Raw genomic sequence first — 14,287 nt, forward strand, 5'->3', positions numbered from 1 at the left:
ATCCCGGCCAAAGTTGTGTGATTTCTATACCATGGGTCCAAGCTGGAAAAGAGATAGCCCACACGGCGATCAGCTGACCGGCAACTTCATCGACAACGATTTCTGAAGGGTCGTGATTTTCTTGCCCAGCCGTCATCTCACGAGTGGCCCAAATACCCGCCGCAAAAACGATAAGTGTCACCAGAGCCAACAGCGGAAAACCGCCCAACTCATGCATGGCCCAAGCCAAAGGCAATGCGGCTAAAGACCCCCAAGTTCCTGGCGCCGGTCGCAGATATCCAATCCCGCAAACCGTCCCAACCAGACGCGCGACGTTCACGGTTTCACCACGCATACGGTGGCTAATGCCGCGATGCCTTCGCCGCGTCCGGTAAAACCCAAACGCTCGGACGTCGTTGCCTTTATAGAGATTTTGTCCAATTCCAAGTCCATAATTCTGGACATTTCTTTTTGCATCTCAGGGGCATGCGGGCCGATCTTGGGGTACTCGCAAACCAGCGTACAATCCACGTTGGATAGTCGAAATCCCATCTGACCTGCCAATTCTACTGCATGCCGCAAAAATATCTCGCTGGCTGCACCTTTCCACTGAGTGTCGGACGGGGGAAAGTGACGACCTATGTCACCCTGCGCTAACGCTCCATATATTGCATCGGTTACGGCATGCATTCCGACATCCGCGTCCGAGTGGCCCTGAAGTCCGCGATCATGCGGAAGTTTTACACCGCACAGAACCACGTGGTCGCCGTCACCAAAACGATGCACGTCAAACCCGTTGCCCAACCTTACGTCCATAGCTGCTCCTAAAATTTGCTCGGCCCGGGCGAAATCCTCGGGATACGTAATTTTGATATTATCGAGGTCACCCGGCAATATGGCGACTTCCAAGCCTGCTGCGCGTGCAACTTCAACATCGTCCGCAGCGCCTCCGGAATGAGAGGCATGAGCTGAAACGATGGCGTCGTAATGAAATCCCTGCGGCGTTTGAGCCGCGTACAATCCGGTCCGATCCTGAACTCCGGTTACGACAGACCCGTCACCAGTCCAGAGTGCATCCGTCACAGCCAACCCAGGTGCAACTGCAATATAGGTTTTCAATGATGACAGTATGTTTGTTATCGTGTCAGGGCTAACACAAGGGCGCGCTACATCGTGGATAAGTACACGCTGAACGCCCTTATCGGAAAGTGCGTGTAGTCCGCTTCGAACAGAATTCGCACGGTCGTCTCCGCCGGCGGCGAGAATAATGTCGCTGTCCCTGAATTCGTGCCACGCACTTTCATCATCAGGCGATAGTACAAGTACAATGTGATCGACAAGGTCGGTAAACCGCTCGATTGTCCAATCTGCGACGCGCCGACCTGCTAGGACACGCCATTGTTTTGGCGTGCCACCTCCTGCGCGTTGACCGCGCCCTGCGGCGACAATTATTGCTGCAGTTTTCATGCGCTCGTGGCCTCCTGATCGTTGGGAATGTTTAGGGCGCGGTGAATGCAGAGGCAATCACCTGCGATAACGTGATTAAAAATTAAGCAACTGATGATTTTGCGGGCTTGTAGCGCGGCGATTTATTGTTCATATGCTCCGATTTCTATATCAAAACTCCAATTGCTCAAGGATTAGGCACGTTGACACTGCGTCTTGCTGAAAAGGACTTGGCCTTACCGGTGCTTCTGGCGCCCATGGCTGGAATCACCGACCGACCTTTTCGCGATCTCGTAATGCGCTTTGGCGCTGGACTGGTGGTGAGCGAAATGGTTGCAAGCCAAGAAATGGTCCAAGCGAAACCCGGTGTCAGGGAAAGGGCCGAACTTTCAGCCGATGTTGAAAACACCGCTGTCCAATTGGCGGGGCGTGAAGCGTATTGGATGGCTGAGGCTGCCCGACAGGTTGCTGACCGCGGCGCCCGGGTAATTGATATCAACATGGGATGCCCAGCAAAGAAAGTCACCAACGGCTATTCCGGCTCGGCATTGTTGAAAACGCCGGACCATGCACTGACGCTTATCGAGGCTGTGGTTTCGGCGGTTCAGGTTCCAGTGACTTTAAAAACTCGTTTGGGGTGGGATGATAATCTTTTGAATGCTCCCGATGTTGCACGCCGCGCACAGGATGCCGGAGTCAAAATGGTAACAATACACGGACGCACCCGCTGCCAGTTTTATAAGGGACGCGCTGATTGGAAAGCCATACGTTCTGTGAAAGATGCAGTTTCAATTCCGGTCATTGCCAATGGTGACATCGTTGACGCGGCTGCTGCGCGCACCGCGCTTTCACTCTCAGGTGCAGACGGAGTGATGATCGGTCGTGGTGCGCAAGGTAGGCCATGGCTTTTGGCTCAGGTATGCAATGATCTTTTCGGTGCGCCCGAGCCTTACATTCCTTCAGGCGCTGAACTTGTTGAAATGGTTCAAGAACATTATCTGGCGATGCTGACGTTTTATGGTGCCGAACTTGGTCTGCGCGTCGCACGCAAACACCTCGGCTGGTACATGGATGAAGTGGCCACGCCCGCCGGTCTACGTCGCGCCGTTCTGACCTCACGAGATGAAAAAGAAGTACTGAGGCTTTTGGTTGACGCGTTATTGCCCGACCGAGAGGTCGCTGCATGACTTCGGATCAAAGCATTTGGGCATCTCTTCCCGTCCCGGCGTTCATAATAGATGCCGAGGATCGAATTTCTGATGTGAACTCTGCGGGTGAGGGTTTTCTGAACGCCTCACGCAAGTCCGTTCTGGGGCATCCCGTCTGGGATCAGGTCGCCGTGGACGCTCCGTTGGAGGCCGCTTTTCTGAGGGCACGGCAGCAAAGCTCACCACTCTTTGTCAACGATGTGGATGTTGGTTCGGGTAACCGGGCGCCCTTGCAATGCGCATTGCAAATCGCGCCCCTGATGGGACATCCGGGTTCAATGATAATGATAATCTCACCACGCGAACTTGCGGGTCAGATGACCAGAGGGAACACGGTAAAGTCGGCGGCTCAGTCCGCGATCGGCATGGCAGAAATGCTTGCGCATGAAATCAAGAACCCCCTGGCTGGAATCACAGGTGCGGCACAGTTGTTGAGCATGAATATATCGGCTCAAGATCTTGAATTAACGGATCTTATCGTTGCTGAGAGCCGCCGAATCGTAAAGCTTTTGGAACAAGTCGAGCAATTTGGCAATCTGTCCGAGCCGGATTTCAAGCCTGTGAACATACATGATGTACTGGACCGCGCCCGCCGATCCGCTTTGCTTGGATTTGGCGCTCACATGACCATTATCGAAGATTACGACCCTTCGCTGCCTTTGGCTTATGGTGACCCGGATCAATTTCTGCAGGTAATTTTGAACCTGCTGAAAAATGCATCCGAAGCAGCCGATCCAAAGGGCGGAAAAATCCGTCTTCGAACGTATTTCGAGCATTCCTTCCGACTGCGTCGCAGCGACGGATCGGGACATTCATTACCGTTGCAGATCGAGATTATCGACGACGGTCCGGGTCTGCCTGATAAGATCCGAAGCGATATTTTTGATCCTTTCGTCTCGGGCAAGGAAAACGGGACAGGGCTTGGGTTGGCATTGGTCAGTAAGATCATTTCCGATCATGACGGCTGGATTACAGCGGACTCAGTTCCTGGGCGTACTGTTTTTCGGCTATCGCTGCGCCGGGCGCCGCGTGATGAAAAAATTATGGAGAATAACTGATGGATGGCACAGTACTGGTTGCCGATGACGACCGCACGATCCGAACAGTTCTAACACAAGCGCTGACTCGTGCAGGATGTAAGGTTCACGCGACGTCTTCGCTGACGACTTTGATGCGTTGGGTCGGTGAAGGCAAGGGCGATGTGGTGATTTCAGATGTGGTAATGCCGGACGGTAATGGTCTGGAAATGCTGCCTAAAATTGCAGAAGATAGGCCCGGTCTTCCAGTCATTGTGATTTCGGCGCAGAATACGATCATGACCGCCATTCAGGCCGCCGAGGCGGATGCATACGACTATCTTCCCAAGCCGTTCGATTTACCGGACCTGATGAAGCGCACTGCGCGCGCGCTGGATCAGAAACAGCGTAGTCAGCCTGAGATCACACATGATGGCGAGGATCGACCTGATGACCTGCCACTGGTCGGTCGAACCCCAGTCATGCAGGCGTTATATCGTCTGGTTGCGCGCGTCATGAATACAGATTTGTCGGTAATCATTTCTGGTGAAAGTGGAACCGGTAAATCTTTGATTGCGAAGGCTATTCATGACTTCTCGGATAGGCGTACTCTGCCTTTTGTCACGGCAACGGCTGCGGATCTGAGTGATCTTGAAGGACCTGCCCGGGTGATGGCGCGAGTGCGCGGCGGAACGCTGTTAATCGACGAAATCACGGATATTGGCGACGAAATTCAGGCGCGTATCGTCCGAATGATGGATACACCCGGAGATCACGTGCCTCGATTTATGGCTACCAGCCAGTCAGACTTGGCCGACGCGATGGAACAGGGTCGAGTTCGGCAGGATCTTTACTACCGCCTGAGCGGCGCCACGATTCATGTGCCCGCGCTTCGTGAACGAGTTGATGATGTTACGCTGTTGGCAGACCATTTTTTGGCTCGCGAAGAAAGGGACAGTGGGACAAAGCGTTGGCTCAGCCCTGAAGCGGTGGAACTCGTCCGGCGTTACTCTTGGCCAGGCAACGTACGGCAATTGGAAAACGCCGTTCGCCGTTTGAGCTTGACCAGCCGTGCTGACGAAATCTCGAAGCTGGAGGTCGAGATGGTTTTGGGTTCACAGCCCGAAGCTGAGCCGGTTTTGGGCGACGGTGAGCGCGAAAAACTTTCTTCTTCTGTTGACCGTCATCTGCGTCGCTACTTTGATCTGCATGGAAACATTCTGCCCCCTCCGGGCCTGTATCAGCGGATTCTGCGCGAAGTCGAGGCGCCCTTGATCGAAATTGCGCTCGAGGCAACAGGTGGCAATCAGGCAAAATGTGCTGATTTGTTAGGTATTAACCGAAATACTCTTCGAAAAAAGATTACAGACCTCGATATTCAGGTGACACGCCGCCGCAAACTGATGTAATATGGCCACACAAACCGTGGCATCCGGGTCCGACCCGGGCAACGACCACGAGATATGGCGGTTAGCTGCGCAAGCGGCACATCAGAATGAGGGCAGAAGGTGGCAACCCGGGCACACAGCCGGTCAATCCTATCGATCAATCAGTGGCGTAAGTCACGGAGATTGCGAAATATTGGCAGCCTCGGCCTGGTTATTCTGGGTCCCATCCTTACACTTGCGACTTACCTTGTTATCGGTCCATTTGATCTTGGCGCGACGGCCCCAACACTCCGTCTGATTCTATTGGCCGATCTTGTGTATGTGCTGGTTGTCGCAGCGCTGGTTTTAAGCCAGCTGGGCAGCCTGATCGCAGCCCGCCGGGCAAAGTCCGCGGGATCCCGCCTGCATCTTCGTCTGATCGGAGCTTTTACGCTCCTGGCATTGGTTCCCACAGTAACTGTGGCCATCTTCGCTGGTTTAACAGTCAACATCGGCCTCGAGGGCTGGTTCTCTGACCGGGTTCGTCAGGTTGTTGGCTCTTCTCTTACTGCCGCAGAGGCATACGAGCTGGAACACAGACAAGGCCTGACGCAGGACGCTTCTGTGCTGGCCCGGTTTTTGGACAATGCGAGGGCACTGGATTTCTACATTTCCGACGCAGAGCTGCGTGAGGTTTTGGCGCAAGGGCAAGCACAGATTCAACGCGGTTTAAGAGAGGCCTATGTTATCGACGGCAGTGGCGAAATCCGAGCGCGGGGTGATCGTTCCTATTTATTCAATTACGAAGAACCTACAACTGAACAGATTGCTGAAGCCGACAATCAAGGTCTTGCCATAATCGACGATTGGAACAACAGCGAGTTTCGCGCCCTTGTTCCCCTGAGAGCTTACGCTGATCGGTATCTATATGTAAGTCGCGAAGTTGACGGCCAGCTTCTGACTCTTCTGGATGACACAAAGGAAACAGCCCAGTTTTACCGACAACTTGAAAGTGAGCGAGGCAGGGTACTATTCGAATTTGGGCTTTTGTATCTGGGTTTTGCGGTCATCCTTATTCTCGCGGCGATGTCACTGGGGATGTGGTTCGCCGAGCGGCTGTCGCGCCCTGTTGGGCGATTGACCACGGCTGCACAGCGCGTGGGTGCCGGCGACTTAAGTGTGCAGGTGATTGAAGAGGCCAGCGACGACGAGATTGCGATGCTGGGACGCTATTTCAATCAGATGACCCGGCAGTTGAAAGGTCAGCGGGACACGCTTCTGGAAAACACCAGACAGATCGAGCGTCGCCGTCGTCTGTTTGACTCGGTCCTGAGCTCTGTCACCTCCGGTGTTGTAGGAGTGGACTCAGATGGGTGCGTGACTTTTGTGAATCGCTCTGCCGAAAGACTGCTTGACTGGTCCAGAGGAGAGCAACATTTGGCCATCGGAATTGCAGTCCCCGAATTTTTGCCTTTGTTCGAAAGCTTAAAAGACAGCGGGCAAGAATCAATTCAGGGTGAGATTAAGGTAACTCGAAAGGGGCGCTTAGAGAATCTGCTGGTGCGGATGGCGACCAGACGCGGCGAAGATGGTCGTCTTGAAGGCTATGTCGTGGCCTTTGATGATGTCACTGATTTGGTAAGCGCACAACGAATGGCCGCTTGGGGTGATGTGGCGCGCAGGATCGCACACGAGATCAAGAACCCACTCACACCGATTCAATTGAGCGCCGAACGGATAAAACGCAAATTTTCCCGCAAACTCGACGAAGAAGACTGCAAGAGCCTTGAGGCGATGACTGACGTCATTGTGCGTCAAACAAATGATCTGCGACGTATTGTGGACGAGTTTTCCAAATTTGCACGTATGCCTGAACCCGACCGGAATAACGAAAATGTGGTCGACCTTGTTCGCGAAGCGGTCTTGCTGCAGCAGTCTGGTCAACCGGGCGTACAAATCAAAGCGGACCTTCCAGATCAACCGGTGCAGGCTGATGTTGATGCAACGATGTTGAACCAAGCATTGACCAACTTGATCAAAAACGCGGGTGAAGCGATTGAAACACTGAAAGAAAAAGGTGCGCCGGAAAATCTGCTGCCGCAAATCAAAATTGAGATGTCCGTTGACGATAACGGGACACTGATCACCATCGCGGACAACGGTATTGGTCTGCCAGAAGACCGGGCCCGGCTGTTTGAACCTTATGTAACTACCCGCGACGAGGGGACGGGTCTGGGCCTGCCCATTGTCAAAAAGATAATCGAAGAACACGGCGGTGCGCTGACACTTGAAGATGCGCCCGTCTTCGACGGACAGGACCATTTTGGCGCAATGGCTGTCATCCGTCTTCCCGGGGTCGGAGAGACCCCGACCAATGCGCCTCAGAAACAGGCGAAAAAAACCAAACCACTGAAAGCAGGCTAAAAGATGAGTGACATTCTGATCGTAGATGACGAACGCGATATTCGCGAACTGGTGTCCGACATTCTGGAGGACGAAGGCTATTCAACCCGGCTGGCCGGGAACTCGGACGAGTGCATGACGGCCATTAATTCCGAACCCCCGGGGCTGTTGATCCTGGACATCTGGTTGAAGGACAGCCGAATGGATGGCATTGACATCCTGAAGGCGGTGAAACGCGATAACCCAGATGTTCCGGTTGTTATCATTTCCGGCCATGGCAACATCGAGATCGCGGTCGCTGCCATCAAGCAAGGTGCTTACGATTTTATCGAAAAACCTTTCAACATCGACCAGTTAATGGTTGTTATTCGGCGCGCGATGGAAACGTCGCGGCTGCGCAGAGAGAACGCTTCGCTCAAGCGTAAGGAAGTCAGTAGTTCGGACATGATCGGAAAATCTGCCGCCTTCCGAGCAATGCAGGGCCAATTGGACAAAGTGACAAAATCGAACGGTCGCGTGATGCTGAGCGGGCCGGCGGGGTCAGGCAAAGAAATCGCTGCGCGCTATATTCACGCGCATTCCAATCGCGCGAATTCACCCTTTGTTACTGTCAACTGTGCTGGGGTCGAGCCGGAGCGGATGGAAGAGGTTCTTTTTGGACGTGAAACCGCAGAACGCGGTGTGGAGTCCGGCTTGTTGGAAGAAGCTCATGGAGGCGTAATCTATTTCGACGAAGTGGCCGATATGCCTTTGGGTACTCAGTCCAAGATTCTACGTGTTCTTGTCGACCAGCAGTTTCAACGGGTCGGCGGCACCGACAAAGTGCGGGTCGATCTTCGCGTCATATCGTCAACGAACCGCAATCTCGAAGAGGAAATAGCGGCTGAACGTTTCCGAGAAGAACTGTATCACCGCCTTAACGTCGTTCCAGTCGCCGTGCCTTCGTTGGAGGAGCGCCGCGAGGATATTCCTGTGCTAGCGCAGCACTTTATTGGGATCTGTAATGAAACACAGGGCTTGCCGATGCGAGAATTGTCGGATGAGGCTGTGGCCTTGTTGCAGACGATGACTTGGCCCGGCAATGTTCGACAGCTGAAGAATCTGATCGAGCGCGTTTTGATACTGGGCGATGGTACAGGTCCGGTAGAAGCACGGGAATTGCCAAGCGAAGAGGAAAAGTCCGACGAAACAGGGCGCGTTGTTTTATCCGGAGCGTTGGCGACATTGCCGCTGCGAGAGGCGCGCGAAGCCTTTGAACGCGAATATTTGCTGACTCAAATCAATCGGTTTGGCGGCAATATAAGCCGCACAGCCAGCTTTGTCGGTATGGAGCGGAGCGCATTGCATCGCAAACTGAAGTCTCTAGGTGTTGTTACATCGAATAAATCCGGTGCAAGAGTGGCGCAAATTGACGAACCGGAACCAGCAGAATGATCTATCGAAATTAACAATAGAGATTTTTGACGGAGTTTTGCGTCGTGACTAAATCAACCAGTTGGATGTCTGGTCGGTACGGTGAAAGTGAAGATTTGGTCAGCGACCATCAATTATCAAAAGGCCTCGTGCTAGAAACACGCGGCTATCCCGCATTCGGCTTGCGTTTGAAGCGATTGCGCAGATCTATCGGGTTGAAGCAATCCGCCTTGGCCGACCGGTTGCAGGTGAACCAAACCACTGTGTCGCGATGGGAAAGTGGATCACAAACACCGTCCCCGAAGACTCAACAATCAGTGTTTTCTCAGTTCGAATCGAGAAAGACAGAAGACGAAGTTTTGAAGCGACTTGTGATGAATTCGAAAGAGTGCGTGCATCTGGTGGACGAAGCCAGCCACAAATGCCTCGCTTATTCCGCCAGCCGTGCGCAGGACTGGCGGACGAGCCAGCACGCTTTGTTGGGAGTGTCGCTCTGGCAATTCGCAACGGATGAAATCCGCTTGGCTGAGACTGAGTTGGCCAACGAAGGATGGTGGGAACTTCACGCGCCGCTACCTAAGGCTTTCATAACATCTGAGGCGGTGCACGACAGAATACGCATCTGGGCCGGCGAAATCGTGTGGGAGCGACTTTACCTTTCTGATGGCACTCCGGTGCGGTTGGTAACTAGTTCCCGTGCTGCGTCCGCATAATTTATGCGTTCCCGAGGCTGCGCCGTATCGATAGAACCGCCTTATGGCACGTTCATTTAAAGTTCTATTTCAGGTCGTTCTGCTTTGGATGGCAGGGTTGGGAGCGGCCACGCAATTTGCCAAAATCGCGGTTCCGTTTACCGAAGTTTCGTCGCTGTATCCCGAATTTGGCGACGCGATTGGTTGGCTGTTATCGATCGTGAGCTTGATAGGCGCCCTTCTCGGTGCCCTCTCAGGCTCAATAACCACCTGGATTGGCCCCTCGCGGCTTTTGATTTTTGGCCTTGTCCTAGGAGGGCTAGTTTCTCTTTTTCAAGCGACGGAGCCCGGTTTTTACGTCATGTTGGCCAGTCGTGTCGTCGAGGGGATGTCTCACCTGGCAATTGTAGTTGCCGCGCCAACAATCATGGCACAAATCACGGTAGGACGTGCACGCAACGCGGCGATGGTATTGTGGAGTACTTTTTTTGGCGTCGCTTTCGCACTAAACGCATGGATCGGTCTACAAATTGTCGATCAATTTGGGCTGTCAGTATTTTTCGCGTTGCATGGCGGTTTGATGATTTTAACCGCAGCAATCCTGGCGTTGTGCCGCATTAGAATCGATTTGGGAGAACCGGGCGAATTCAATTGGGGCTGGCGCGCTTTGTTAAGAGCGCATGCGCGGATCTATAGCTCTCCTCGGGTGGCTGCTCCTCCGATCGGATGGTTTTTTTATACCCTGACTTTTGTCTCGCTTCTCGCAATCTTGCCCGGTCAGTTCCAAGGAAATACTGGTTCAATAGTGGCAGGTTTGATGCCGCTGGCCGGGATTGTTTTGTCTTGGCTGGCTGTGCCGTTGATGTTGACCTATCTGACCAGCGTAGCCGTGATCAATTTGGGCTTTGCCCTTGGGATCGCCATAATGGGTACCGCTTTTTTGGGGTGTCCGTTAACTTATGTCGCCATCGGTTTGTTTGCGGTTCTGGGTTTGGTGCAAGGTGGCAGCTTCGCTGCTGTACCTGAATTGAATGACTCTGCAGAGACGCAGGCTTTGAGTTATGGGGCGATGGCCCAGATGGGTAATTCCGGTAACCTGCTGGGTACGCCTGTCCTGTTGGCTGTTTTAGGACTAACCGGAGTGGATGGAATGCTTGTTGCAGTTGTCGGGTTTTACCTGGCCGCGATTGGTGCCCATCTTTGGCTGGCGCGTCGACGGATGGCTGCTTAGAAAGAACGGCCGCTACCCAGTTTGCCCTGGCGTGATGATCTGAAATGACCCGTCATCAAATTTGACAAAACACGATGCCGAGTTGAGCGGAGGCAATGTCGTTGTTCGTACCGCTGCCACCCTAGATTTAACCGCTTGTTTGCAGGGTGGGAGGCTTACCGGACGAAAGCCTTTCTTTGCCATACATTGGGCCTCGACCGTGTCGCGAAGTCCTTTATTTACGTCCACCGTGTAAATTCTACCCGGCTCCCACCAACCGGGAGTTCGATAGCAGCGTCCTCTGCCGTCGCAATAAGACCGACCCGGCCAATAGACTGGTGGGCTTTGTCGTACTTGGTTTGCTACGGGCGCGTCTTTTAAGGCCTGAACCCGGCATTCCGTCGTCTCAGATTGCATGCGTGAAACGCTTTCCCCTTCGCGGTAATACAACGACAACGGTCCGCAGGCCGACAATGTCAGCAGGCAAACAAGTGTGGGCAGCATTGATTTCATACACTTACATTGCCTCATCAAAGTAGCCATGACAATTCAATTGACCGCTATGTGGGCATCTGTCATTCAAAGAATTCAGGCAGAAGGGCCAGGAACATGAAGGTCATCATTTGCGGCGCTGGTCAGGTGGGCTGGCAAATCGCGCGGCACCTTTCGGGTGAACTGAATGATGTGACGGTGGTGGATAACAATCCCGATTTGGTGCGCCGCGCGACCGAAACACTGGACGTTCAGGGGATAGCGGGTTTTGCCAGCTATCCCGATGTGCTGGAACGGGCAGGGGCTCGCGATGCAGACATGATTATCGCCGCCACCCATTCTGACGAGGTGAACATGGTCACCTGCCAGATGGCGCATTCCGTATTTTCGATTCAGCGTAAGATCGCCCGTTTGCGGTCGAAATCCTATCTTCAGGCCATCCATTCTGATCTTTACCGCCGCGATCACCTCCCGATAGATGTGGTGATCAGCCCTGAACGCGAAGTAGCCGCCGCTGCGATGCGCCGCTTGTCCGCGCCGTCCGCATTCGATACCGAAATTTTCATGGACGGTAAGGCCCAGTTGCTGGGTATTCGCGTTGATGAAGACTGTCCAATCGTGAACACACCCTTGAGGCAGTTGACGGACTTATTCTCTACGCTCAGCTCGATAGTTGTTGGGATCCGGCGCGAAGGCTCGCTCTTTGCGCCAGAATCCGAGGATCAGTTGTTCGTAGGTGACGAGTGCTATGTCTTCACAAGCGTTCAGGATGTGGAGCGCACGATGGAGGTGTTCGGAAAACTTCAGGGTAAACAAGACCGCGTCGTAATCGTTGGCGGCGGGAATGTTGGGCTTGAGGTCGCGCGAACTCTGGAAGAACGCGAAAGTCGTGTAAGGGCCAAGATTATCGAACGTGATCGTGCCTGCGCCGAAATCGCCGCCGAAGCATTGGAACGAACAATCGTTCTGCACGGCGATGGTCTTGACTCTGCGCTTCTGCGCGAGGCTGGTATCGGGCGGGCCGATGCGATGCTGGCGGTTACCGACGATGACCGGACCAATATGCTGGCGGCTGTGCGGGCAAAAGGCGAGGGCTGCGCACTTGCCATAGCGTTGATTAATGACCCGAGCATGGTTGCCCTGATGGGGCCACTGGGGATCGACGCCTATATTAACCCCAGGGCGACAACCGTAAGCTCAATCCTTCGTCACATTCGTCATGGTCGCGTGCGGCAGGTTTATTCTATAGGCGATGCCGAAGCCGAAGTTATTGAGGCCGAAGTTCTGTCAACTTCCCCTATGGCTGGTCAAAGGCTACGTGACATAGATTTTCCCGAGGGTGTTTTGGTCGGTGCTGTACACAAAGGAGACGAGGTTTTACGCCCTACTGGCGGTCTTCGCATTGAAGAAAAAGACGTGGTTGCCATCTTTGCTCTGGCCAAAGATGTGCCAGAGGTCGAGCGCCTGATGCAGGTTTCGATCGACTTTTTCTGATGATCCGGGTTCGACAGCAACGGCACGGTGTTTTGCGGCGGTTGCCTCTTTTGCTGATGATTTGGGGTATCGTATCCTTTGCAATGTGGATTCCGGCCATTTATGCGCTTGCTCTTGATGACCACGATACATCGCGTTCGTTTTTTTACTCCGGACTGCTGGGTTTATTCATCGTTAACCTGATCGCCCTGGCACAGATGAATCGCAGACCTCGCCGCGGCACGCTTGGGCAATTGGCTGTTCTGCTGGCCTCGTTTACGATCCTGCCCCTTTTCCTCGCCATCCCATTCCATGATGCGTTGGGCACCACCAGTTTTCTGAACGCATATTTCGATATGGTCAGTGCATTGACTACGACTGGGGCTGATTTGTTTGGCGACCCGACCCGATTAAATGCGCCGCTTCATTTATGGCGGGCACTTGTCGGCTGGTTAGGTGGGCTTTTGATGTGGGTCGCAGCGGCGGCGATTTTGGCTCCTCTTTCATTGGGCGGGTTTGAGGTGACGGCAAGGGGCCAACCGGGGCGTCCTGTATCGGGCGTCGCGCAAAGCGAGAAAACGGATCCGCGCGGTCACCTCATCCGTGTGACGCGTACATTGACTCCGGTATATGCTGGATTGACCGGAGTGATTTGGATTCTTTTGCTGATAGCAGGCGAACAAGGACTGACCGCGGTTTGTCATGCTATGTCAATCATGGCAACGTCAGGCATCTCTCCGGTCGGGGGCTTGGAAGGGTCTACTGCGGGCATAACCGGCGAGTTAATCTTGTTCCTGTTTTTGTTTTTTGCCTTGTCGCGCCTGACCTTTTCGGCAGATACGGCCACGACTGGTTATGCGCGCCTTGATAAAGACCCTGAACTTCGCATTGGTATCCTCATCGTACTTGTCGTCGCGATGCTGCTTTTCTTTCGCGTTTTGGCTGGTGTCACGGAGATTGGATTGCAGATTACGGCTGGTCAGGCCTTGCATGTGATCTGGGGAATGCTGTTCACAGTGATGTCATTTTTGACCACGGCAGGGTTTGAAAGCGCCAACTGGAACGATGCTCAACAGCTTTCCGGTCTGGGAACACCCGGCTTGGTCCTGATGGGTCTGGCATTGATCGGTGGTGGAGTAGCCACGACAGCGGGCGGGGTGAAGCTATTGCGGGTATTCGCGCTATATCTAAATGGCAAACGCGAAATAGACCGACTTATTTATCCTTCGTCGGTTAGTGGAGAGGGTGGCGGTAATCGCCGAATTCAAAGCGATGGCGCATTCATCGCCTGGATATTTCTTATGCTATTCGCGCTGAGCCTAGCTCTGTTTGACCTTTTATTGGCAATCACCGGAGTCGGCTTTGAACATGCTATGGTACTCAGCGTCGCCGCGCTGAGTACAACCGGACCGCTGATTGAGCTTGCTACTGACGTTCCCATCCGCCTCATCGATCTTTCAGCCGGGGCCAAACTGACGCTTTGCGCGGCTATGATTATTGGACGTCTGGAGACATTGGCGATCATTGCATTGATAACGCCGACACTGTGGCGCGATTGACAAGGATTAGTGCCGCAATCTTCTTGCAC

Annotated in this window: 11 protein-coding genes; 9 read left to right on the forward strand and 2 right to left on the reverse strand. The window is 53.6% G+C overall.

Going from position 1 to position 14,287, the window contains the following annotated elements; translation table 11 throughout:
• Together AC2FNV_RS03100 and AC2FNV_RS03105 are read right to left on the reverse strand one after the other, a co-directional pair.
• A partial coding sequence (locus AC2FNV_RS03100; RefSeq protein ID WP_496772372.1) for a phosphatidylglycerophosphatase A family protein occupies positions 1–319 on the reverse strand: 319 nt, incomplete at its 3' end.
• Positions 316–1,446, reverse strand: coding sequence for a bifunctional 2-C-methyl-D-erythritol 4-phosphate cytidylyltransferase/2-C-methyl-D-erythritol 2,4-cyclodiphosphate synthase (locus AC2FNV_RS03105; RefSeq protein WP_170607735.1), 1,131 nt, complete (start codon positions 1,444–1,446; stop codon positions 316–318). The genes AC2FNV_RS03105 and AC2FNV_RS03100, both read right to left, overlap by 4 nt.
• Before the next feature lie 182 nt (positions 1,447–1,628).
• On the opposite strand from AC2FNV_RS03105, the gene dusB reads away from it, so the two are divergent.
• From dusB to AC2FNV_RS03150, 9 genes are all read left to right on the forward strand, one after another.
• Entirely contained in the window at positions 1,629–2,612 is a 984-nt protein-coding gene (gene dusB / locus AC2FNV_RS03110) for a tRNA dihydrouridine synthase DusB (RefSeq protein WP_170607737.1), read from the forward strand.
• On the forward strand, positions 2,609–3,691 hold the full coding sequence (locus AC2FNV_RS03115; protein WP_170477778.1) for a two-component system sensor histidine kinase NtrB: 1,083 nt from the start codon (positions 2,609–2,611) through the stop codon (positions 3,689–3,691). Before dusB ends, AC2FNV_RS03115 begins: the two co-directional genes overlap by 4 nt.
• Complete coding sequence (locus tag AC2FNV_RS03120; protein WP_170477776.1) at positions 3,691–5,058, forward strand: response regulator; 1,368 nt, start codon at positions 3,691–3,693, stop codon at positions 5,056–5,058. The genes AC2FNV_RS03115 and AC2FNV_RS03120 overlap by 1 nt, the downstream gene beginning before the upstream one ends.
• Positions 5,059–5,157: 99 nt before the next feature.
• On the forward strand, positions 5,158–7,440 hold the full coding sequence (locus AC2FNV_RS03125) for a sensor histidine kinase NtrY-like (RefSeq protein WP_170607739.1): 2,283 nt from the start codon (positions 5,158–5,160) through the stop codon (positions 7,438–7,440).
• A gap of 3 nt (positions 7,441–7,443) precedes the next feature.
• Positions 7,444–8,853, forward strand: a complete 1,410-nt coding sequence (gene ntrX / locus AC2FNV_RS03130; protein WP_170607741.1) for a nitrogen assimilation response regulator NtrX — start codon at positions 7,444–7,446, stop codon at positions 8,851–8,853.
• A gap of 44 nt (positions 8,854–8,897) precedes the next feature.
• A complete protein-coding gene (locus AC2FNV_RS03135) occupies positions 8,898–9,545 on the forward strand; it encodes a helix-turn-helix domain-containing protein (protein ID WP_367648188.1) in 648 nt (215 codons plus the stop codon).
• Between the two features lie 43 nt (positions 9,546–9,588).
• Positions 9,589–10,755, forward strand: a complete 1,167-nt coding sequence (locus AC2FNV_RS03140) for an MFS transporter (RefSeq protein WP_170610940.1) — start codon at positions 9,589–9,591, stop codon at positions 10,753–10,755.
• Between the two features lie 588 nt (positions 10,756–11,343).
• The gene (gene trkA / locus AC2FNV_RS03145; RefSeq protein ID WP_170477762.1) at positions 11,344–12,720 is read left to right on the forward strand and encodes a Trk system potassium transporter TrkA; all 1,377 of its coding nucleotides are present in this window, start codon (positions 11,344–11,346) and stop codon (positions 12,718–12,720) included.
• Entirely contained in the window at positions 12,720–14,258 is a 1,539-nt protein-coding gene (locus tag AC2FNV_RS03150; protein ID WP_170477759.1) for a TrkH family potassium uptake protein, read from the forward strand. Before trkA ends, AC2FNV_RS03150 begins: the two co-directional genes overlap by 1 nt.
• Positions 14,259–14,287 lie beyond the last annotated feature (29 nt).

The organism is Ruegeria sp. BHSA163, from assembly GCF_059613365.1.

Coding starts and splice junctions, on each gene's coding strand:
- AC2FNV_RS03105 (WP_170607735.1), bottom strand. CDS start 1,446: ATGAAAACTGCAGCAATAATTGTCGCCGCAGGGCGCGGTCAACGCGCA.
- AC2FNV_RS03115 (WP_170477778.1), top strand. CDS start 2,609: ATGACTTCGGATCAAAGCATTTGGGCATCTCTTCCCGTCCCGGCGTTC.
- AC2FNV_RS03120 (WP_170477776.1), top strand. CDS start 3,691: ATGGATGGCACAGTACTGGTTGCCGATGACGACCGCACGATCCGAACA.
- ntrX (WP_170607741.1), top strand. CDS start 7,444: ATGAGTGACATTCTGATCGTAGATGACGAACGCGATATTCGCGAACTG.
- AC2FNV_RS03140 (WP_170610940.1), top strand. CDS start 9,589: ATGGCACGTTCATTTAAAGTTCTATTTCAGGTCGTTCTGCTTTGGATG.
- trkA (WP_170477762.1), top strand. CDS start 11,344: ATGAAGGTCATCATTTGCGGCGCTGGTCAGGTGGGCTGGCAAATCGCG.
- AC2FNV_RS03150 (WP_170477759.1), top strand. CDS start 12,720: ATGATCCGGGTTCGACAGCAACGGCACGGTGTTTTGCGGCGGTTGCCT.